General features: G+C 60.5%; 17 protein-coding genes. 3 read left to right on the top strand and 14 right to left on the bottom strand.

What is annotated here, in order from left to right:
• Positions 1 to 2: 2 nt before the first annotated feature.
• A complete protein-coding gene (locus tag AC1RL4_RS08225; protein ID WP_028941048.1) occupies positions 3 to 809 on the bottom strand; it encodes an alkaline phosphatase family protein in 807 nt (268 codons plus the stop codon).
• Between the two features lie 228 nt (positions 810 to 1,037).
• Complete coding sequence (locus AC1RL4_RS08220; protein WP_018925177.1) at positions 1,038 to 2,105, bottom strand: ABC transporter substrate-binding protein; 1,068 nt, start codon at positions 2,103 to 2,105, stop codon at positions 1,038 to 1,040.
• Between the two features lie 351 nt (positions 2,106 to 2,456).
• Between AC1RL4_RS08220 and AC1RL4_RS08215 the strand changes: the two genes are divergently transcribed.
• Positions 2,457 to 3,170, top strand: coding sequence for a UTRA domain-containing protein (locus AC1RL4_RS08215; protein WP_007940851.1), 714 nt, complete (start codon positions 2,457 to 2,459; stop codon positions 3,168 to 3,170).
• 35 nt (positions 3,171 to 3,205) lie between these two features.
• On the opposite strand, the gene AC1RL4_RS08210 is transcribed toward AC1RL4_RS08215, so the two are convergent.
• The 7 genes from AC1RL4_RS08210 to minC all read right to left on the bottom strand — a co-directional run bounded on the left by AC1RL4_RS08210 (position 3,206) and on the right by minC (position 10,129).
• Entirely contained in the window at positions 3,206 to 5,359 is a 2,154-nt protein-coding gene (locus AC1RL4_RS08210) for a mechanosensitive ion channel family protein (protein ID WP_230174220.1), read from the bottom strand.
• A 77-nt stretch (positions 5,360 to 5,436) separates the two neighbouring features.
• Positions 5,437 to 5,613, bottom strand: coding sequence for a hypothetical protein (locus tag AC1RL4_RS08205; RefSeq protein ID WP_169342450.1), 177 nt, complete (start codon positions 5,611 to 5,613; stop codon positions 5,437 to 5,439).
• A gap of 251 nt (positions 5,614 to 5,864) precedes the next feature.
• Positions 5,865 to 7,154, bottom strand: a complete 1,290-nt coding sequence (locus AC1RL4_RS08200) for a M18 family aminopeptidase (RefSeq protein ID WP_019579692.1) — start codon at positions 7,152 to 7,154, stop codon at positions 5,865 to 5,867.
• A gap of 242 nt (positions 7,155 to 7,396) precedes the next feature.
• The gene (locus AC1RL4_RS08195; protein WP_096479754.1) at positions 7,397 to 8,032 is read right to left on the bottom strand and encodes an RluA family pseudouridine synthase; all 636 of its coding nucleotides are present in this window, start codon (positions 8,030 to 8,032) and stop codon (positions 7,397 to 7,399) included.
• A 91-nt stretch (positions 8,033 to 8,123) separates the two neighbouring features.
• Positions 8,124 to 8,378, bottom strand: a complete 255-nt coding sequence (gene minE, locus AC1RL4_RS08190; protein ID WP_007940845.1) for a cell division topological specificity factor MinE — start codon at positions 8,376 to 8,378, stop codon at positions 8,124 to 8,126.
• Positions 8,378 to 9,190 carry a septum site-determining protein MinD gene (minD, locus tag AC1RL4_RS08185; RefSeq protein WP_007940844.1) on the bottom strand — a complete coding sequence of 271 codons (813 nt, stop codon included), beginning with the start codon at positions 9,188 to 9,190 and terminating at the stop codon, positions 8,378 to 8,380. The genes minE and minD overlap by 1 nt, the downstream gene beginning before the upstream one ends.
• A gap of 201 nt (positions 9,191 to 9,391) precedes the next feature.
• Positions 9,392 to 10,129, bottom strand: a complete 738-nt coding sequence (gene minC, locus AC1RL4_RS08180; RefSeq protein WP_026331736.1) for a septum site-determining protein MinC — start codon at positions 10,127 to 10,129, stop codon at positions 9,392 to 9,394.
• Positions 10,130 to 10,247: 118 nt separating this feature from the next.
• Here minC and AC1RL4_RS08175 point away from each other — a divergent pair, with 118 nt between their 5' ends.
• Together AC1RL4_RS08175 and AC1RL4_RS08170 are read left to right on the top strand one after the other, a co-directional pair.
• Complete coding sequence (locus AC1RL4_RS08175; protein WP_019579693.1) at positions 10,248 to 11,180, top strand: lipid A biosynthesis lauroyl acyltransferase; 933 nt, start codon at positions 10,248 to 10,250, stop codon at positions 11,178 to 11,180.
• A gap of 35 nt (positions 11,181 to 11,215) precedes the next feature.
• Positions 11,216 to 12,388, top strand: coding sequence for a patatin-like phospholipase family protein (locus AC1RL4_RS08170; RefSeq protein WP_204125035.1), 1,173 nt, complete (start codon positions 11,216 to 11,218; stop codon positions 12,386 to 12,388).
• Positions 12,389 to 12,439: 51 nt separating this feature from the next.
• Here the strand turns inward: AC1RL4_RS08170 and AC1RL4_RS08165 are convergent, their stop codons facing one another.
• The 5 genes from AC1RL4_RS08165 to alc all read right to left on the bottom strand — a co-directional run bounded on the left by AC1RL4_RS08165 (position 12,440) and on the right by alc (position 18,264).
• Positions 12,440 to 13,225: an outer membrane protein OmpK gene (locus AC1RL4_RS08165; RefSeq protein ID WP_230174218.1), complete on the bottom strand. Its 786-nt coding sequence runs from the start codon at positions 13,223 to 13,225 to the stop codon at positions 12,440 to 12,442.
• A 482-nt stretch (positions 13,226 to 13,707) separates the two neighbouring features.
• Positions 13,708 to 15,066 (bottom strand): nucleobase:cation symporter-2 family protein, encoded by a 1,359-nt coding sequence (locus AC1RL4_RS08160; RefSeq protein WP_204125034.1) that lies wholly within the window; start codon positions 15,064 to 15,066, stop codon positions 13,708 to 13,710.
• 230 nt (positions 15,067 to 15,296) lie between these two features.
• On the bottom strand, positions 15,297 to 16,598 hold the full coding sequence (locus tag AC1RL4_RS08155) for a urate hydroxylase PuuD (protein ID WP_111454644.1): 1,302 nt from the start codon (positions 16,596 to 16,598) through the stop codon (positions 15,297 to 15,299).
• Between the two features lie 51 nt (positions 16,599 to 16,649).
• Positions 16,650 to 17,153: an ureidoglycolate lyase gene (locus AC1RL4_RS08150; RefSeq protein WP_018925187.1), complete on the bottom strand. Its 504-nt coding sequence runs from the start codon at positions 17,151 to 17,153 to the stop codon at positions 16,650 to 16,652.
• 115 nt (positions 17,154 to 17,268) lie between these two features.
• The gene (gene alc, locus AC1RL4_RS08145) at positions 17,269 to 18,264 is read right to left on the bottom strand and encodes an allantoicase (protein ID WP_007940834.1); all 996 of its coding nucleotides are present in this window, start codon (positions 18,262 to 18,264) and stop codon (positions 17,269 to 17,271) included.
• Positions 18,265 to 18,293 lie beyond the last annotated feature (29 nt).

The raw sequence follows: 18,293 nt of genomic DNA, 5'->3' as shown, positions 1-18,293 counted from the left end.
ATTCACTTGAGCAGCTCCCGGCACACAGGTTTGTCGTGGGGCACGCCCAGCAGTTCGCAGACGGTGCCGCACAGTTCGGTTTGTTTCGGTGCAGCGCCTTGGTTGAAGCTGAAGGCGTCGCCGAGGACGAACAGCGGCACTTCGCGTTCTTCAGGCAGCAGGCCGTTGTGCGAGCGGTCGTTGTTCATGCCGTGGTCGGCGGTCACCAGCACCTGGTATCCGGCATCGAGCCAGCCTTGCAGGTAGTCGGCGAGGATGACGTCCGCCGAGCGGGCGCTGTTGCGGTATTGCGGGGTGTCGAGGCCGTGCTTGTGCCCGGCGTCGTCGATGTTCATGGGGTGGACCAACAGAAAGTTCGGCGCGTGGCGCAGGCGCAGGTTTTCCGCGTCGGCGAACAGGTGCGAGTCCGGGTAGTGGTCGCTCCAGTAGAAGTGACCGTGCTGGATCGGCAGTTTCGGGTCGTCGGTGTGACGGTCCCGGGCGGCCACGAACGGTGAACGGTTATACAACTCGCTGACCCAGTGATAGGCCGCGGCGGCGGTTTTCAGGCCGGCGTCGGTGGCGTAATGGTAGATGCTGCGCTGATTGGACAGGCGCGAGACGTTGTTGTGAACGATGCCGCTGTCGATCGGCGTAACGCCGGTCAGGATGCATTCGTAAAGCGGTCGGGACAGGGCCGGCAGTTCGCACTCCAGTTTGTAGAGCACCGCGCGTCCTGCGCCAACGTAAGCCTGCAGATGCCCCATGGCGTGGCGCGCGACTTCGTAATTGAGGCCGTCGAGCACGACAAGGATGACGTTGTGCTTCATGGGGGTGGGACTCCGCGAAAACAGATGATTCAAGTACGCAACCAATCCCTTGTGGGAGCGGGCTTGTGTGGCGAGGGGGCTTGTCGGACCGCCGCATCGCCCCGTTGGGCCGCGCAGCGGACCCAGTATCTACGAGCGCTGCGCACTCGAACGGGGGCAAGCCCCCTCGCCACAGGCCCGCTCCCCCATTTGGATCTCCATCGGAGTTCCAAATGGGGATCTACAGGTTTACGGCATATTGATGATGACTTCTTCCTGCCACTTCTGCGGCAGCGACTTGGAGGTCTTTTCCCACGCGTCGGCGTCTTTGATCGGCGTGACCTTTTTGTACTGTTCGTTAGGCAGCAGCTTGGCCTTGACCTCTTCTGGCAGAGTCAAATGCTCGGCGCGAATTGGACGGGCGTTGCCTTTTGCCAGGTTGATCTGGCCAGCGTCGCTGAAGATGTATTCGCGGGCCAGTTTGGCGGCGTTCGGGTGCTTGGCGTATTTGTTGATGATGGTGGTGTAGCCGGAAATCACCGAGCCATCGGATGGAATCAGCACGGTGTAGTCATCCGGATTCGCCATCTTGGCCTTGTAGCTCAGGCCGTTGAAGTCCCAGACCACGCCGACTTCGATTTCACCCTTTTCCATGGTGGCGATCGTCGGGTTGGCCATGGACAGGCGGCCTTGCTTGGCGATGTCTGCGAACAGCAACAGGGCTGGCTGAATGTTTTTCTCGTCACCGCCATTGGCGAGGGCGGCGGCCAGTACGCCGTTGGCAGCCTGGGCTGCGGTGCTCACGTCACCGATGGAGACTTTGTACTTGCCGCTCTTGAGGTCGGCCCATTTGGTCGGTGCTTCGGAACCGTGCAGCAGCTTTTTATTGATGATGAACGCGATGGAGCCGGTGTAGGCCAGTGCCCAGTTACCGTCCTTGTCCTTGGCCCAATCCGGAACCTGTGCCCAAGTACTCGGCTTGTAAGGTTGCACCACGCCCTGCTTGACCGCGATCGGGCCGAAGGCGGCACCGACGTCGCCGATGTCGGCTGTGGCGTTGTCTTTTTCGGCGGCGAACTTGGCGATTTCCTGGGCCGAGCTCATGTCGGTGTCGATGTGTTTCAGGCCGTATTTCTTGGCCAGGTCTTCCCAAGTGCCTTTCCAGTTGGCCCAGTCATCGGGCATGCCGACGCTGTTGACGGCGCCTTCCGCTTTCGCAGCGGCTTCGAGTGTTTTCAGATCGGTATCCGCCGCCATGGCGGCAGTGCACAGGGCAATGGTCGAGCCTAACAGTGATGCCAGGAAAAACTGTTTCATCCGAAGCTCCTTTGGGCGTTTTCAACGCTGCGTTTGCGGTTGTGTTGGTCTAGGTCAGCAATACCTGAGCCAATTTAGGCGTCCTGGATGACATTTTGATGTCGACGACCGGTCGGCCTGAATTTCCTGCGCTCGGATACGCGGGGTGCGAGATAAGCGTAGACCATGGCTAAAGGGCTGATATGAAAGGGACTTGGCCATGAAATTGCAGGTGTCTGGCGCAACCGTTCGGCGGCTTTGTCATCTGTCAGTCATCTGCAGTGCCTAGGCTTGCAGGCAGTTGATGGAGCCCGGTTTCGATCGCGGTTCTGCCCTGAATCAGTGCTGGTCTAGTCCAGATAGGTAACGTTGATGCGCATCGAGACAACCAAAGCGGTGACAGCGATCGGGCAGGTTCTGCAAGAACAGCTCGACCATGGCCTGTTGGCGCCCGGGAGCAAGTTGCCGGCCGAGCGCAAGCTCAGTGAGTTGTTCGGTACCACGCGGATCACCGTGCGTGAGGCGTTGTTGCAGTTGGAGGCCCAGGGCCAGATTTATCGCGAGGAGCGGCGCGGCTGGTTCGTGTCGCCACCGCGGTTGGCTTATAACCTGATGCAACGCAGCCACTTTCACGCGATGGTCAGCGCCCAGGGGCGGGTGCCGTCCACCGAGGTGATTTCGGCACGCTTGCAACCGGCGTCAGCGGCGGTATGTGCCTGGCTGCAGCTGCCAGCGCTGTCGAGCGTGATCCAGATCTGCCGCTCGCGACGGATTGACGGGCGATTGGTGCTGTACGTGGAGCACTACCTGAACCCGCAGTATTTTCCGGGGATCCTGGACTTCGATCTGAATCAGTCGATGACCGAACTGTATGCGCGGCATTACGACTTGCATTACGGGCGGGTGCGCTTCGAGATCGTGCCGACCGCGTTGTCGGTGGACGCCGCGGCGGCTTTACGGGTATCGGTGGGCAGCCCGGGGTTGCGGATTGCCCGGGTCAACTACGATCAGCATCAGCGGCTGATCGATTGTGACCTGGAGTTTTGGCGCCATGATGCGATTCATGTCGGGGTGGATGTGGTCTGAACCCGCGCTGCGCCTGCCCACACGATATTTCCCGTCTACGCAGATTGTTCGCCACCGGGGGTGATCACCTGAATGCTCATCCGCGGTGTCGCCAGATCCAATCCGGCCTCATCCAGATGCCGCTTGAGCGACAGGTTGAACGCCCGGGACACTTCCCACTGCTTGATCGGCGCGGTCTTGAAGCGGGCGCGAAGAATCGCATTGCCTGACTCGAAACTCTCTACACCCTGAATCTCAAGCGGCGACCAGATGTTGCGCCGTTGCAGCGGGTCGGTGCGCATTTTCTGGCCGACGTCGCGCATCAGCTTGATCGCCTCGTCGATGTCCATGTTCGAGGGCACCGCCACCCGGAAGATCGCGTAGCCGAACTCTCGAGAGTAGTTCTTGATGCTTTTGATTTCACTGAACGGAATGGTGTGGACGATGCCGTCGATGTCCCGCAGACGCACGGTGCGGATGGTCAGGCCTTCGACGGTGCCCAAGTGACCGCCGACGTCCACATAGTCGTCGATGGCCAGGGAGTCTTCGATGATGATGAACAGCCCGGTGATCAGGTCGGCCACCAGCGATTGCGCGCCGAAGCCGATGGCCAGGCCGATGACACCGGCACCGGCCAGCAGCGGCGTGACGTTCATGCCCATGTTCGCCAGGGCGACGATCAGCGCAATGATGAAAATCGCCACGAACAGCACGTTGCGGATCAGCGGCATCATCGTCTGCGCCCGGGCATTGGCCAGGCCTTTGCGCGAGCGGGTGAGGGCGTGGTGCACGGCGGTGTCGCTGAGAATCCAGATCAGCCAGGCAAAAATCAGCGTGCCGCCGAGGCTGAACAGCTTGACGCTGACTTCATGCCCTTCGCCTTCGGTGAAGCGGATCAGCGACATGCCCCAGACCCGCAGGCCGAGTTCGATGAACGCCAGCCACACCAGTAGATGGGCGAGGGTATAGAAGAAGCTTTTCAGGCGATCCGAATACAGCGCATGGCGTTTGGGGCCGCGTTGAGGCTTGAGTGAATGACGGCGCACCAGCCCGTTGATGACCATGCACAACACCAGCAGCACGGTGCAGATCAGCGACTGACGCAACGCGGTGCTGGTGTCGCCGGCAGAGACGAAGGTGGCGAACAGCGAGATGCCCACCAGCACCAGCGCCGGCAGATACCAGAACGTCCCGAGGATTTCGATCGTGTCGCTCAAGGCTCGGCGGGTCAGGCGCCGAGACAGCGGCTGGTTGCGGATCAGGTGCGCGATAGGCCTGCGGAAACGCAGAATGAAAAAACCTGTGAAGATCGCCGCCAGTACATTGGCGAACGTCGCCGCCGTATGGGCCAGATGCTCACCGAGGCTGGCGATCAGGCGCGGGTCGTTCAGGGCTTCACCGAAGGCGGCGAAACTGCCGATCAGCCACAACGGGCGGAAGGCCTGATGCCGCAGGATGTACAGGGCGCGGTGGCGATGCGGGCCATCGAGCAGGGAAAACGCGATGACGCAGATCGCCGAGAAACAGGTACCGACCACCAGCGCATAAGCCAGCACCATGGCCAGGCTTTTGCCCAATGACGAGGGCAGGGCGTAGGTCATGTATACCGTCATGACCAGGGCGATCATCCACGGCCCGAGTTTGCGCAAGGCAAAGCGCAGCATGTCCAGGGCCTTGGGGTGTTGCGGCAGTTCTTCGGTGAGACCGAAGCGCATGCGCACCCGGTGGCCGAGCCAGATCAGGGCGGCGGCCAGCAGGCTCCAGACCATCAGGATCATGGCGAAGGCAAAAATGATTGGCAGCCATTCATTGGCCGGCAGCATGAGTGCCACCAGTTCATCCTTGGCCAGGTCGACTTCTTCGGACCAGCGAGTGAGGGGGCTGTCGGCGCCGGAAAATTGCTTTTCGAAACTGGCCAGGGTGCCGCCGATCAGGCCCAGCACGCCTTCTTCTGTGGTCGGTTGGGCTTTTTTGCTGACGTCGCGCAGCTTCTTCAGGTCCGCCAGCAGTTTGGTCCGCTGCTGATCGTTTTCCAGAGACTTGATGACGTCGTCCAGCGACTGTCCCAGCGGAGCTTGCGCTTCGGGCTGGGTTTTCGCCGAGCCGCCGAGCAGCCCCGGCAAGCCGACCGCCTGGGCAGGCGTCAGCGGCAGCAGCGTCATCAGGCAGACAAGGAACAAACAGGGCAGGGCAAAAAGACGAGCGAACACTAGGCGGTTAACCTCGAATGAGCGGATCGGCCGAGTGTACGAGCCCATCAAAATCAATGCGAGCCAGGTGAAAGGGTTTATTCGTTGAGCTTGGCGAGGATCTTGTAGATCACGGTAGCGAGGATCATCAACATGCCGACCCACATCACGAACACACCGACGTTCTTGTCGCGAAAGTTGAAGCCGACGGCCAGCATGATCATCCCGGAAAGAATCGGAACCAGCATGGCGTGAAACGAAGACATCGAGATCATGGTGACAGCCTTGTCGGAGGGGTTACTGCAAGTCTAGGCGGCTTTCGGGCGGGCGTTGGTGATGTGTGGCAGGGACGGGGTATGACTGTTGCTTGAGCAACGAGCTTCCTGTGGTGAGGGGGCTTGCCCCCGTTCGACCGCGAAGCGGTCGCAGTGCCTGCTCATGCGCTGTGCCAGACAGAACGCAATGGCAGGTTTTGGGGCTGCTTTGCAGCCCAACGGGGGCAAGCCCCCTCGCCACAGGGACAGGGTTATGGCAACTCGTGGCAGGCGTAAAACGCGCTCAGCACTTTGACCAGGTGTGCCAGGTCATGGCTGCCACACAGCTCGCGGATCGAGTGCATGGCGAACGTCGGCAGGCCGATGTCCACGGTGCGCACGCCCAGGTGGCTGGCGGTGATCGGGCCGATGGTCGAGCCACAGCCCATGTCGCTGCGCACCACGAAGCTCTGCACCGGTACTTCTTCGGCCATGCACAAATGACGGAAGAACCCGGCGGTTTCGCTGTTGGTGGCGTAGCGCTGGTTGCTGTTGACCTTGATTACCGGGCCGGCATTGAGTTTCGGGCCGTGGTTGGCGTCGTGCTTGTCGGCGTAGTTCGGGTGCACGCCGTGGGCGTTGTCGGCCGAGACCAGCAGGGATTTCTGAATGGTCCGTACGAATTCATCCCCTTCGGGCAACAAGCGACGCAGGGTTTGCTCAAGCATCGGACCGTCGGCGCCACAGGCCGAGCAGGAACCGACTTCTTCGTGATCGTTGCAGACCAGCACGCAGGTTTCGTCGGTTTCGGTCGTCAGCAACGCCTGCAGGCCGGCGTAGCACGACAACAGGTTGTCCAGGCGAGCGCCCGCGATGAAATCGCCATGCAGGCCAATGACCGCAGCGCTTTGGGTGTCGTAGAAGCTCAGCTCGTAATCGAGCACCACGTCGGCGTTCAGGCCATGTTCGCGGGCCAGCTGATCAGTGAGCACGGCGCGGAAGTCCACGCGTTCGTCACCGGCGAATTGCGCAAGAATCGGCGGCAGCTCGGTCTGGGCATTGATCGCCCAGCCCATGTTGGCTTCACGGTTGAGGTGAATGGCCAGGTTCGGAATGATTGCAACGGGGGCCTTGAAGTCGATCAACTGGCTCTCGACCTTGCCATCGCGGCGGAAGGTCACGCGGCCGGCCAACGACAGATCGCGGTCGAACCACGGCGCCAGCAGAGCACCGCCATAGACTTCGACGCCCAATTGCCAGAAGCCCTGGCGTTGCAGTTCCGGCTGGGGTTTGACCCGCAGGCACGGGCTGTCGGTGTGTGCGCCGACCAGGCGAATGCCGCCATGCAGGGGCGAATGACGGCCCATTTTGAACGCGACGATCGAGGAGTCGTTACGGGTGACGTAGTAACGGCCATTGGCTTCGGTGGCCCACGGCTCGCGCTCGTCAAGGCGCACAAAACCGGCCGCTTCCAGGCGCTGGACAAGGCTGGCGGTGGCATGGAACGGGGTAGGGGAGGCCTTGAGGAAGTCGATCAGGCCTTGGTTCAACTCTTCGCGCATAAGAAGCTCCAGACAGCAGTGGCGCCAGTTTAACGTATTGAAAGCGCAAAGTGCGGCGGGTGAAGAACGGCTGTTGTGGCGAGGGGGCTTGCCCCCGTTCGGCTGCGAAGCAGTCGTAAATCCTGTTTGCACGGTGTGCCCGATAGAATACGGTCGCCGGGCTAGGGAGCGCTTCGCACTCCAACGGGGGCAAGCCCCCTCGCCACAACGGCTCCCTCGACACTGAAGCCTGGGCACCGCCGTTAGAACGGTGCCGGGCACTCAAAGCGCAGGCGTTCGCCGCTTTGCGGATGGGTGAAGCTCAGCATGCTCGCGTGCAGGCACAGGCGTGGCCAGGCGGCCAGGGCTTGTTCATGGGCGTAGAGACCGTCACCCAGCAACGGGTGGCCGATGGAGAGCATATGCACGCGCAACTGGTGGGAGCGGCCGGTGATCGGCGTCAACTCGACGCGGCACCAGTCGCCACAACGCTCCAGTACGCGCCAGAAGGTCAGGGCGTGCTTGCCGAATTCGTGGTCCACCACGTGACGTGGCTTGGTCGGCGGATCGTAGCGCAGGGGCAAGTCGATGCTGCCACTGTCCAGTTCCGGTTGTCCCCAGCACAGGGCGGTGTAGGCCTTTTCGGTTTCGCGGTCGTGAAATTGCCGAGACAGCTCGCGATGAGTGTCCGGGTCACGGGCCAACAGAATGATGCCGGAGGTTTCCCAGTCCAGCCGATGGACAATTCGCGCTTCCGGGTAGCCGTTTTCTTGCAGGCGCGTAATCAGGCAGTCCTTGTTGTCATCGGCCCGTCCGGGGACGGAGAGCAACAGGGTCGGTTTATCCACCACCAGTACGGCGGCGTCCTGATAGATGATGCGGATGTTGGACAACGGCATTAAAACAGCCTCGTAACAAACGCCAACGGCGACTCAGGCCCCCTCCAGTCATGGAAGGGCCCTGAGCCGCCGTGGCTCCCGCCGGATCGACTCAGCGATCGGGCAGGGTGATATTGAGTTCCAGAATCGAGCAGCTGCCCTGGTTTTCCAGAGCGACGTGCACGTCATCGGACCCGATATTGACGTACTTGCGGATCACTTCCACCAGTTCCTTCTGCAAGGCTGGCAAGTAGTCCGGCGTACTGCGTTGGCCGCGTTCATGCGCCACGATGATCTGTAGACGCTCTTTCGCTACCGAGGCGGTACTGGGCTTTTTGTTGGCACGAAAGAAGTCAAAAAGGTTCATTACCTACCTCCAAAAAGTCGCTCGAAGAATCCCTTCTTCTCGACATCGAGGAAACGATGGTCCACGGTCTTGCCCAACAGACGATCGACAGCATCGCTGTACGCCTGGCCGGCGTCGCTCTGGTCGTCGAGAATCACCGGCACGCCCTGGTTGGAGGCCTTGAGGACGGCTTGCGATTCTGGAATCACGCCCAGCAGGGTCACCGCGAGGATTTCCTTGACGTCTTCGACGCCGAGCATTTCGCCGTTGACGACGCGCGTAGGGTTGTAGCGGGTCAGCAACAGGTGTTCCTTGATCGGGTCTTCGCCGTTTTCGGCGCGACGGGACTTGCTGGCCAACAGGCCCAGCATGCGGTCCGAGTCACGTACGGAGGAGACTTCCGGGTTGGTCACGACGATCGCTTCGTCAGCGAAGTACATGGCCAGGTGGGCACCTTTCTCGATGCCGGCCGGGGAGTCGCAGACCACGAATTCGAAATCTTCTTTCAACTGCATCAGGACTTTTTCTACGCCTTCCTGGGTCAGCGCGTCTTTGTCGCGAGTCTGACTGGCGGCCAGCACGTAGAGGTTTTCCAGGCGCTTGTCTTTGATCAGGGCCTGTTGCAGGTTGGCTTCGCCGTTCACCACGTTGACGAAGTCATACACCACGCGGCGCTCGCAACCCATGATCAGGTCGAGGTTACGCAAGCCGACGTCGAAGTCGACGATAACTGTTTTGTGACCACGCAGAGCGAGGCCGGTACCGATAGCGGCGCTGGTGGTGGTCTTACCCACACCACCCTTGCCGGATGTAACCACGAGAATCTTGGCCAAGGTGTTTTACCCCTAAGGAAAAAGGACGTTTAGCCCCTGAAAAACATCTCTTGAAAAACTACTGCAGTCGGACAGCCTTGGCTGGAATCCGGCTTTGAGCGGTATCTACCCCCGGTAAACACTGCTTTTAGCCTTTTTCCTACTTCGTTTGAGCCGTTTTCGCTACGTTTTAGAGATGCTTGGAAAATGCGGCAGTATCCGTTAAAGCCGAATGATGTTCAACACGTCACCCGACAGGCTGACTTGTACTCCGGCGCCCCACAATGGATCGCGGCGCAGGTCCTCGGAAACCTTGTAGTGACCGGCGATGGAGACCAGTTCAGCGGTCATTTGCTGACAGAAAATCCTGGCTTTCGTATCACCTTTGACGCCGGCCAACACACGACCGCGCATCGCGCCGTATACATGGATGTTGCCGTCGGCGAGAAGTTCCGCCCCCGGGCTGACCGACGAAATCACCACCAGATCGCTGCCCTGGGCATAAATCTGCTGGCCACCACGTACTGGCGACGTGATGATTTTTGTCGGTTTGATGGTCGGCTCCGGTGGTTTTTCCGGTTTTTTCGCTACGACGCCTTCGAGCGGGTCGAGCGGGCGTTCCCGTGCGCCGGACGGCGGCAGCACTGGCAGATCGACCGCAATGGCCGCTGCGATGTCTTCGATGCGGCTGGCGCGGATCGCCAGGGTGCGCAGGCCATGCTGGCGGCAGATGCGCATCAATCCCGGCAGGTCGACCGAGCCTTCGCTGGCCGGGAGTTTGTCCAGGGCCAGTACCAGTGGCGCATTACTGAAGAAGTTGGGCGCCTGGGCGACCTTGGCGGCCAGTTGCCGATCAAGGTTCTCGAGGTCGTTACGGGCCAGTTCCAGCACCGTAATGGCCAGCATGCTGCCCTTCAACTGGAACACGGGATCTTGGTCTAGCGGTTCGGTTTGGCTCATGGTCGGCATACAACGGCTTGTCACTAAAAGTGCCGAGACTTATAACGAGAACGCCCGCAGGCCGCAAGCCGGGTCGAACGATGTAGAATGCGCGGCCATTAACTTTCCGGAACCTTTAATGGAACGCCCGCGATTTCGAACAGCATTTCTTTCTCCGCGTTTCTGGCCGCTGTGGTGTGGCCTGGGGCTGTTGTGGCTGATTGTGCAGTTGCCGTATCCGGCGTTACTGGCGATCGGTCGCGCCCTGGGCGCATTGATGTACCAAGTGGCCGGCGACCGACGGCGCATTGCCAAGCGCAATCTTGAGCTGTGTTTCCCTGAAAAATCCGCTGCCGAGCGCAAACGCCTGCTCAAGGAAAACTTCGCGTCCACCGGCATCGCCTTCTTCGAGATGGCCATGAGCTGGTGGTGGTCGCGCAAGCGTCTGGCGAAATTGGCCCATGTCGAAGGCCTGGAACATTTGAAACAGGCTCAGGCGGACGGCAAGGGCGTGATTCTGATGGCCGTGCACTTCACCACGCTGGAGATCGGCGCGGCGTTGCTCGGTCAGCAGCACACCATCGATGGCATGTACCGCGAGCACAAGAATCCGCTGTTCGACTACATCCAGCGCCAAGGCCGCGAGCGGCACAACCTCGACTCGCTGGCGGTGGAGCGCGACGACGTGCGCGGCATGCTCAAGCTGCTGCGGGCAGGGAGAGCGATCTGGTACGCACCGGATCAAGACTACGGCGCCAAGCAAAGTATCTTCGTGCCGCTGTTCGGGATTCAGGCGGCAACTGTCACCGCCACCAGCAAATTCGCACGTTTGGGCAAGGCGCTGGTGGTGCCGTTCACCCAGGAGCGCCTGGCTGACGGCAGCGGTTATCGACTGGTGATTCATGCCCCGCTCGAAGGCTTTCCTGGCGAGACGGAAGAGGCCGATTGCATTCGGATCAACCAATGGGTGGAAGGTGCGTTGCGCGAATGTCCGGAGCAATATCTCTGGGCGCATCGGCGCTTCAAGAGCCGCCCACCGGGCGAGCCGAAACTGTACGCCAAACGCGGTTGAGTCACCGATCCCTTTAAGCACCATGGAGTGTTGCAATGAGTCCTGCTGAACCGGTTACAGGGTTGATTCTTTCCGGCGGTGGGGCTCGTGCGGCCTATCAAGTAGGCGTGCTGGCAGCGATTGCCGAGCTGCTGCCGATGGGGGCGGCGAATCCGTTTCCGGTGATCGTCGGCACCTCGGCCGGTGCGATCAATGCGGTCAGCCTGGCCAGTGGGGCGATGGATTTTCGTGGCGCGATTGAGCGTCTGACAGCCTTCTGGCAAGGTTTTCGCAGCCATCTGGTATTACGCAGCGATTGGCCGGGGGTGATTCATCAGGCCACCCGTTTTGTCAGTCACAACCTGATGGGCATTGGCTCGCCGGTGCCGGTGGCCCTGCTTAACAGTTCGCCGCTGCGCCGCTTACTCAATCACAAACTGCACATGCCCGGGATCGCCGAAGCGATTGCGCAAAAGCAATTGCGGGCCGTAGCGGTTACAGCGTTCGGCTACGAGTCCGGCCAGGCCGTCACGTTTTATCAGGGCGGCGGCACCATCGAATCCTGGTTGCGCCATCGGCGAGTCGGCGTGCCGACCCAACTGACTGTCGACCATCTGCTCGCCAGTTCCGCGATTCCATTGCTGTTCGCACCGGTAAAAATCGGCGAAGAATATTTCGGCGATGGCGCGGTGCGTCAATCGGCACCGATCAGCCCGGCCCTGCACCTGGGCGCCAGTCGCGTGCTGGTGGTGGGCGTCAGCGGCAACCCGCGCGGGATCGATCCGCAACAGCCGCTGCAACGTGCCTACACCGGTCAGCAGCCGACCCTGGCGCAAGTCGGTGGGCACCTGCTCAACAGTACGTTCATTGACAGCCTGGAAAGCGACATCGAGTTGTTGCAGCGTCTGAACCAGTTCAGCCATCTGCTGCCCGACGGCATCTCGAGTCGTGCATTGGGAGCGGCGCCAGTGGATGTGTTGGTGATTTCACCGAGTCAGCCGATCGATGAAATTGCCGCGCGGCATCGCCAGGAACTGCCGGCAGCCTTGCGCCTGTTTTTACGCGGGCCGGGGGCGACCAAGACCAGCGGGGCGGGGGTGCTGAGTTATCTGCTGTTCGAGGCGGGGTATTGCAGCGAATTGATTGACCTGGGGCGGCGCGATGCGTTGGCCAAGCGCGATGAGCTGTGCCGGTTTCTGGGGTTGGTGGAGCCTGCGGTTCCGGCTTGAGGTTTGTGGTGTGGCAATCGCGGGCAAGCCTTGCCCGCGAAGCTTTTACGATCAGAAGTGGAACTTCACCAGCAAGCTCGTGTTGCTCTGATCGGTCTTGAAGTATTGGCTATCCTTGATCCCGTACTTGTCCGACCAGTAGTCGTACTCGACACCCACATACAACTGCTTCTCGCCAATGTTCAGCGCTTTGCCCAAGTCGTATTTGATCTGCGGGTTGAAGTGCAGGTTGGCGTGGTAGGTGCCTTTGCTGTTCTTGTCGTTGTCGACCACCCAGTCCATGAAACCATCGATCAGGATGTTCGAATCGCCCACCGGAATGGTGTAGGACCAGACCGGGGTGATCTGCCAGACGTTGTCACCCGGGCGGCTGCCTTCGGTGTGACGCTGGTAGAAGTTCAGCTGGAAGTAGTCGAAGCCAGGAATCGCCAGGTCGAAACCAGGACCGATCAGGTAAGACTCGGTATCGCCTTCACCGAACTCGTACGTCATGGCCAGCAGCACGTCCTTGACCGGACCGAACTCCAGTTTCTGGTCGAAGATCTTGCCAAACGACAAGCGTGGGCTGATTTCGCCGTAGTAGGTGTTCGAACCGACGCCGGGGTCGTCCTTGCCGTTGTAGAAAATCTTGTCGACGAACACGAAGTTGTCGCCGTATTTCCATGCATCGGCGTGCTCGAAAGTGACGGTTTGCTGAATGCGCGGGTTGACCTGGAAGTCCTTGCCATAGAGGTAGGTCAGGCTGTTGTTCTGCCATTGCAGCAAGTCGCCGGCCATGGCCTGGCCCCCGGCCAGCAAGGATCCCGCGAGCATCAGGCTGGTGCACGTACGTTTCATTCGGTTGCTCCCAAAAAGTAGGTGGTTCCACGTTATTTTTCTAAGGTCGGCGCTCTGGTGTGGCGCCTTTTCTTGCTGCTGTAAAAAATCATCCATGCGGTCAGCTTTGGTGCTGTTAGCAAGAGCTGAGCCAAGGCTTTCAAAAAGCCAAAGAACGCCCGTTCGGCTGTTCGAAAACAGTCGATCGAGCGTCATTTTTGAATGCCTTGATACTGCCCAGGGCCGGGATAAGTTGGCGTTCTGGTCAGGAATTAAATCCGGGCTTTTTTTTAGACCGGATTCGGGCGGCCGCGGAGAATACTGACTCCTTGGCCAGGTCTCAAGTGCCCCGCAACAGAGCACCGGCGACAGATGTGGGGCATTGCTGAACGACAGACTTGTCTGGGTACGAATCATCTGTTGCTCCCTCTTGTTTTTATTGTTTGAGGTGCAGGCAGCCGCCCCTGTGGGAACTCGCCACAGGGTGTGTGCTTTGTACTGGGTCAGTGCGTGTGGGCGTGGCAGTCGTTGACGGCTGCGCGTTCGTGACCGCCGAGAATGTTGAACAACAGGTTCAATGCCAGGGCGCTAAGCGTGGCCATTGCGATGCCGCTGTGGGTGATCGGGCTCATCCACATCGGCAGGTGGGCGAAGAATTCCGGACGCACCACCGGGATCAGCCCCATGCCGATGCTCACCGCCACCAGCAACTGGTTGCGTCGGTCACCGATGTCGGCTTCCTGAAGAATCTTGATCCCAGTGGCGGCGACCATGCCGAACATCGCGATTGCCGCACCGCCCAAGACCGCCGGCGGAATCGACGCCACCAGGAATGCGGCTTTTGGCAGCAGGCTCAGCACGATCAGTAAGCCACCGGCGACGATGGTCACTGAGCGGCAACGTACGCCGGTCATTTGTACCAGGCCGATGTTCTGAGCGAATGAGGAGTGGGTGAAGGTGTTGAAGAAGCCGGCGAAAAACGAAGCACCGGCATCGCACAGCAAGCCGCGACGCAGCATCCGCGGCGTGACGTCCTGGCCGGTGATCTTGCCCAGCGCCAGGAACATCCCGGTGGACTCGACGAAGATGATTACCACCACCAGGCACATGGACAGAATCGGTGCGAGCTCGAATTTCGGCATGCCGAAATGCAACGGGGTGACGATTTGCAGCCACGGCGCCTGGTCCATGCCGCTGAGGTCGACCATGCCGATCACGCCGCAAATCGCGTAACCCAGGCACATGCCGATCAGCACCGAAATGTTGACCCAGAATCCGGCCATGAAGCGATGGACCAACAGAATGGTGGCCAACACCAGTGCGGCAACGGCCAGGTAGACAGGCGAACCGAATTGAGCCGCGCCAGCACCGCCACCGGCCCAGTTCACGGCGACGGGGAACAGCGACAAACCGATTGAGGTGATGACGGTGCCGGTCACCAGCGGCGGGAAGAAGCGTACGACTTTGGACATGAAGGGCGCGATGAGCATGCCGAAGAAGCCGGCGGCGATGGTCGCGCCGAAAATCCCTTGCAGGCCGATACCGGGCATCCCGGCCATGGCCACCATGCTGCCGACCGCGGCGAAACTGGCGCCCATCATCACCGGCATGCGAATGCCCATCGGGCCGATGCCCAGCGACTGGACGATGGTGGCGATGCCGGCCACCAGCAGGTCGGCGTTGATCAGGAAGGCGATTTCTTCACGGTTCAGGCCGGCGGCCTGCCCGATGATCAGCGGCACTGCAATGGCGCCGCCGTACATCAGCAGAACGTGTTGCAGACCGACCAGAATCAGTTGCACAAGGGGTAAACGTTGAATGGCGGGTGCGTCGGGGATGCGCGCTTCGGATAGCTCGGACATGCAACACCTCGGATCTTTTTTATTCTTGTGATTTTTGTATCAGGCAGACCTGTGGCGAGGGAGCTTGCTGTGGCGAGGGGGCTTGCCCCCGTTGGGCTGCAAAGCAGCCCCAATCCCAGCAATCGCGTTCTATCTAGAGGACCGCATCCGCCGGTTTTACGACCGCTTCGCGGTCGAACGGGGGCAAGCCCCCTCGCCACACAAACCCTATCTCCACAATGGCTTATTACTTACTTGGTAGGAGCTCCCTGAACAATCCACGCGCCGATCAGGTCACGTTCCTGCTGGGTCATCTGGGTGATGTTGCCCAGTGGCATGATCTGGCTGGTGACCGCTTGAGCCTGGATGCGGGCAGCGTTTTGACGGATCTGTTCTGGTGTGTCGAACATCACGCCGGCCGGTGCGGCACTGAACAGCGGGCTGGTGGGTTTGGCCGAGTGACAGACCGCGCAACGTTCCTGAATCACGCTGTGAACCTTGTCGAACGTCGGGCCCTGATTCGAGGCTTGGGCCGGTGCAGCGGCAGGCGCATCAGGTTTCGCCGCTTCAGGTTTGGCACCACCGCCCAGGGCGGTTTCCGGCAGCGGCTGGTACTCGATGGTCCCAGGAGCCTTGGCCACTTCAGGTGCGCTGGACATCGGCGCCGGGCCGGTCACGTAGGCCAGGCAAATCATGCCGACCGCCGCAACGGGCAGGGTCCAGGCGAATTTGTGGCTGTCGTGACGGGTGTTGAAGTAGTGACGCACCAACACCGCCAGCACCGCGATCCCGGCCAGGATCAGCCAGTTGTACTGGCTGCCGTACGTGCTCGGGAAGTGGTTGCTGATCATGATGAACAGCACCGGCAAGGTGAAGTAGTTGTTGTGCCGCGAACGCAGCAAACCTTTGGCCGGCAGCGCCGGATCGGGCGTGCGGTTTTCGGCGATCGCCGCCACCAGGGCGCGCTGGGCCGGCATGATGATGCGGAACACGTTGCCGACCATGATAGTGCCGATGATCGCGCCGACGTGCAGGTACGCACCACGACCGCTGAACACTTTGCTGAAGCCGTAGGCGGCGCCGATGATCAGCACGAACAGAATAAAGCCGAGCAGGGCAGGGCGTTTGCCCAGGGCCGAGTCGCAGAGGAAGGAGTAGATGAACCAGCCGATGAACAACGAGCCGAGGCCGATGGCCACGCCTTCAGGGCCGCTCAGGGTGCTGCCCGGAGCCAGCAGGTACAGCGTCGGGTTGGAGTAGAACACCACGCACAGCAGCGCGATCCCCGACAGCCAAGTGAAATAGGCTTCCCACTTGAACCAGTGCAGGTTGTCCGGCATGGTCGGTGGAGCCAGTTTGTATTTTTCCAGGTGGTAGATACCGCCGCCATGGATCGCCCACAAATCGCCCGCCAGCCCGTTTTTCGGGTTGACCCGATTGAGGTTGTTTTCCAGCCAGACGAAATAGAACGACGCGCCGATCCAGGCCACGCCAGTGATCATGTGAACCCAGCGCACGCTCAGGTTCAGCCATTCCAACAGATGTGCTTCCACAGTCTTTACCTCTCGCCTGTCACCCTTGTTGTCGAGTGATCAGACCTTCTCTTATTGGTGGGGGGCGAGGATCAAACACTCATCCTCTTGGAAAAAATGCTCATCGCAGTTATTGCCTGTGCCACTGCGATCAACCACCAGGAAGTCATCCCGCTTTTCGATCGTCAGCACCGGGTGGTGCCAGACGCCGCGATGGTAATTAATGCCCTGCCTGCCGTTGGTGACGAAGGCGCGGACCAAGCCTGATACAGGTGCATCGCCAAGTGGCGCGACCACGATCAGAAAGGGGTTGCCGAGCAGCGGAATGAACGCCTGACTGCCCAGCGGATGGCGCTCCAGCATGCGCACGGTCAACGGCATGTCCTGCGCGTCGGCGCGGAAGATGCTGATGATCGCCTTGTCCTCTGGCGTGGCGGTTTCCACCGTCGCCAGTTTGTGGAAGCGCATGGTCGAACCGTTGTTGATCATGAAGTGATCGCTGCCGTCGGTTTCGATCACGTCACCGAAAGGGGCGAAGGCTTCTTTGGTCAGCGGTTCAATCGTCAATGTGCGCATGCTGGTCTTCTTAATCTCGAGTGTGTTGGGGTACTGCTTTTGTAGGAGCCGGCTTGCTGGCGATGGCGTCAGTGAGGGCGCTATCGCCAGCAAGCCGGCTCCTACAGGCTCAGCATTACTTCGCGACCTTGCCGAGAACGCGCAGGCGGCTCACACCACCATCCGGGAACACGTTCAGGCGGATGTGGGTGATCGGGCCCAGCGCCTTGATCTGCTCGGCGAAGGTGTGTTCGGCGTGCATTTCCAGCTTCTGGCTTGGCAGCAGTTCGCGCCAGAACAGCGATTGGGTTTCGATCTGGCTGTCGGTGCCGCCCTTCACGAATGCGCCCTGGATCGAGCAGCTGTCCGGGTAGTTGCCCTTGAAGTGCAGGGTGTCGACGATGACTTTCTCGACTTCACCGGCATGGCCCAGCGCGACGATCACCCAGTCATTGCCCGGGGTACGACGACGTGCGGTTTCCCAGCCATCGCCCATGTTGATGCCACGGCCCGGGTTGAGGATGTTGCTCATGCGGCCGAAGTGTTCGTCGGAGCAGGCGAGGGCGCGACCGCCGTTCAGGGCGGCAGCCAGGTCGACTTGTTCGTTGTCGCCAACGGCCGACCAGTCGCGGAACGGAATGCCGTACACGCGCAGACGGGCCACGCCACCATCCGGATAGATGTTGAAGCGCAGGTGGCTGAACGCCTGGTCGTTATTGATTTCGTGGTAGTGGTGGCTGTTGCCCTGCAGCTCGACGGCCGACAGCACTTCAGTCCACTGGGTGTTTTCGTCCGGCTCGCCCGAGGCCAGGAAGCAGGCTTCCAGGGACGCCGATGGCGGGTAGTTGCCGGTGAAGAATGAAGTGTCGATGTCCACGCCTTTGATCGAACCCGGTACGCCCAGGCGGATCACCGCGCTGTCGTAGCCTTCGAAGCGCTTGCGGCGCGACTCCCAGCCGTCCATCCACTTGCCGTTGTCATCGAACACGCCCTCCTTCCACACGGCCGGGGTCGGCTGGAACAGACGGTTGGCGTCTGCGAACCAGTCATCGGTGACCGAGATGATTTTGGTGCCCAGGCGGGCGTCGGCCAGGTTGACGAACTTCTCGAAAGGTACGGCGTAAGCTTTCATTCTTCTTGTCTGCCTTTAATAAGTTGGCT

Source organism: Pseudomonas sp. GW822-FHT07A10 (assembly GCF_058798795.1).
This window is presented reverse-complemented; position numbering and strand designations above follow the sequence as displayed.

Coding starts and splice junctions, on each gene's coding strand:
- AC1RL4_RS08175 (WP_019579693.1), top strand. CDS start 10,248: ATGGAACGCCCGCGATTTCGAACAGCATTTCTTTCTCCGCGTTTCTGG.
- minE (WP_007940845.1), bottom strand. CDS start 8,378: ATGAACCTTTTTGACTTCTTTCGTGCCAACAAAAAGCCCAGTACCGCC.
- minC (WP_026331736.1), bottom strand. CDS start 10,129: ATGAGCCAAACCGAACCGCTAGACCAAGATCCCGTGTTCCAGTTGAAG.
- AC1RL4_RS08150 (WP_018925187.1), bottom strand. CDS start 17,153: ATGCGCACATTGACGATTGAACCGCTGACCAAAGAAGCCTTCGCCCCT.
- AC1RL4_RS08225 (WP_028941048.1), bottom strand. CDS start 809: ATGAAGCACAACGTCATCCTTGTCGTGCTCGACGGCCTCAATTACGAA.
- AC1RL4_RS08165 (WP_230174218.1), bottom strand. CDS start 13,225: ATGAAACGTACGTGCACCAGCCTGATGCTCGCGGGATCCTTGCTGGCC.
- AC1RL4_RS08170 (WP_204125035.1), top strand. CDS start 11,216: ATGAGTCCTGCTGAACCGGTTACAGGGTTGATTCTTTCCGGCGGTGGG.
- AC1RL4_RS08195 (WP_096479754.1), bottom strand. CDS start 8,032: ATGCCGTTGTCCAACATCCGCATCATCTATCAGGACGCCGCCGTACTG.
- AC1RL4_RS08215 (WP_007940851.1), top strand. CDS start 2,457: ATGCGCATCGAGACAACCAAAGCGGTGACAGCGATCGGGCAGGTTCTG.
- alc (WP_007940834.1), bottom strand. CDS start 18,264: ATGAAAGCTTACGCCGTACCTTTCGAGAAGTTCGTCAACCTGGCCGAC.
- AC1RL4_RS08160 (WP_204125034.1), bottom strand. CDS start 15,066: ATGTCCGAGCTATCCGAAGCGCGCATCCCCGACGCACCCGCCATTCAA.
- AC1RL4_RS08205 (WP_169342450.1), bottom strand. CDS start 5,613: ATGATCTCGATGTCTTCGTTTCACGCCATGCTGGTTCCGATTCTTTCC.
- AC1RL4_RS08220 (WP_018925177.1), bottom strand. CDS start 2,105: ATGAAACAGTTTTTCCTGGCATCACTGTTAGGCTCGACCATTGCCCTG.
- AC1RL4_RS08200 (WP_019579692.1), bottom strand. CDS start 7,154: ATGCGCGAAGAGTTGAACCAAGGCCTGATCGACTTCCTCAAGGCCTCC.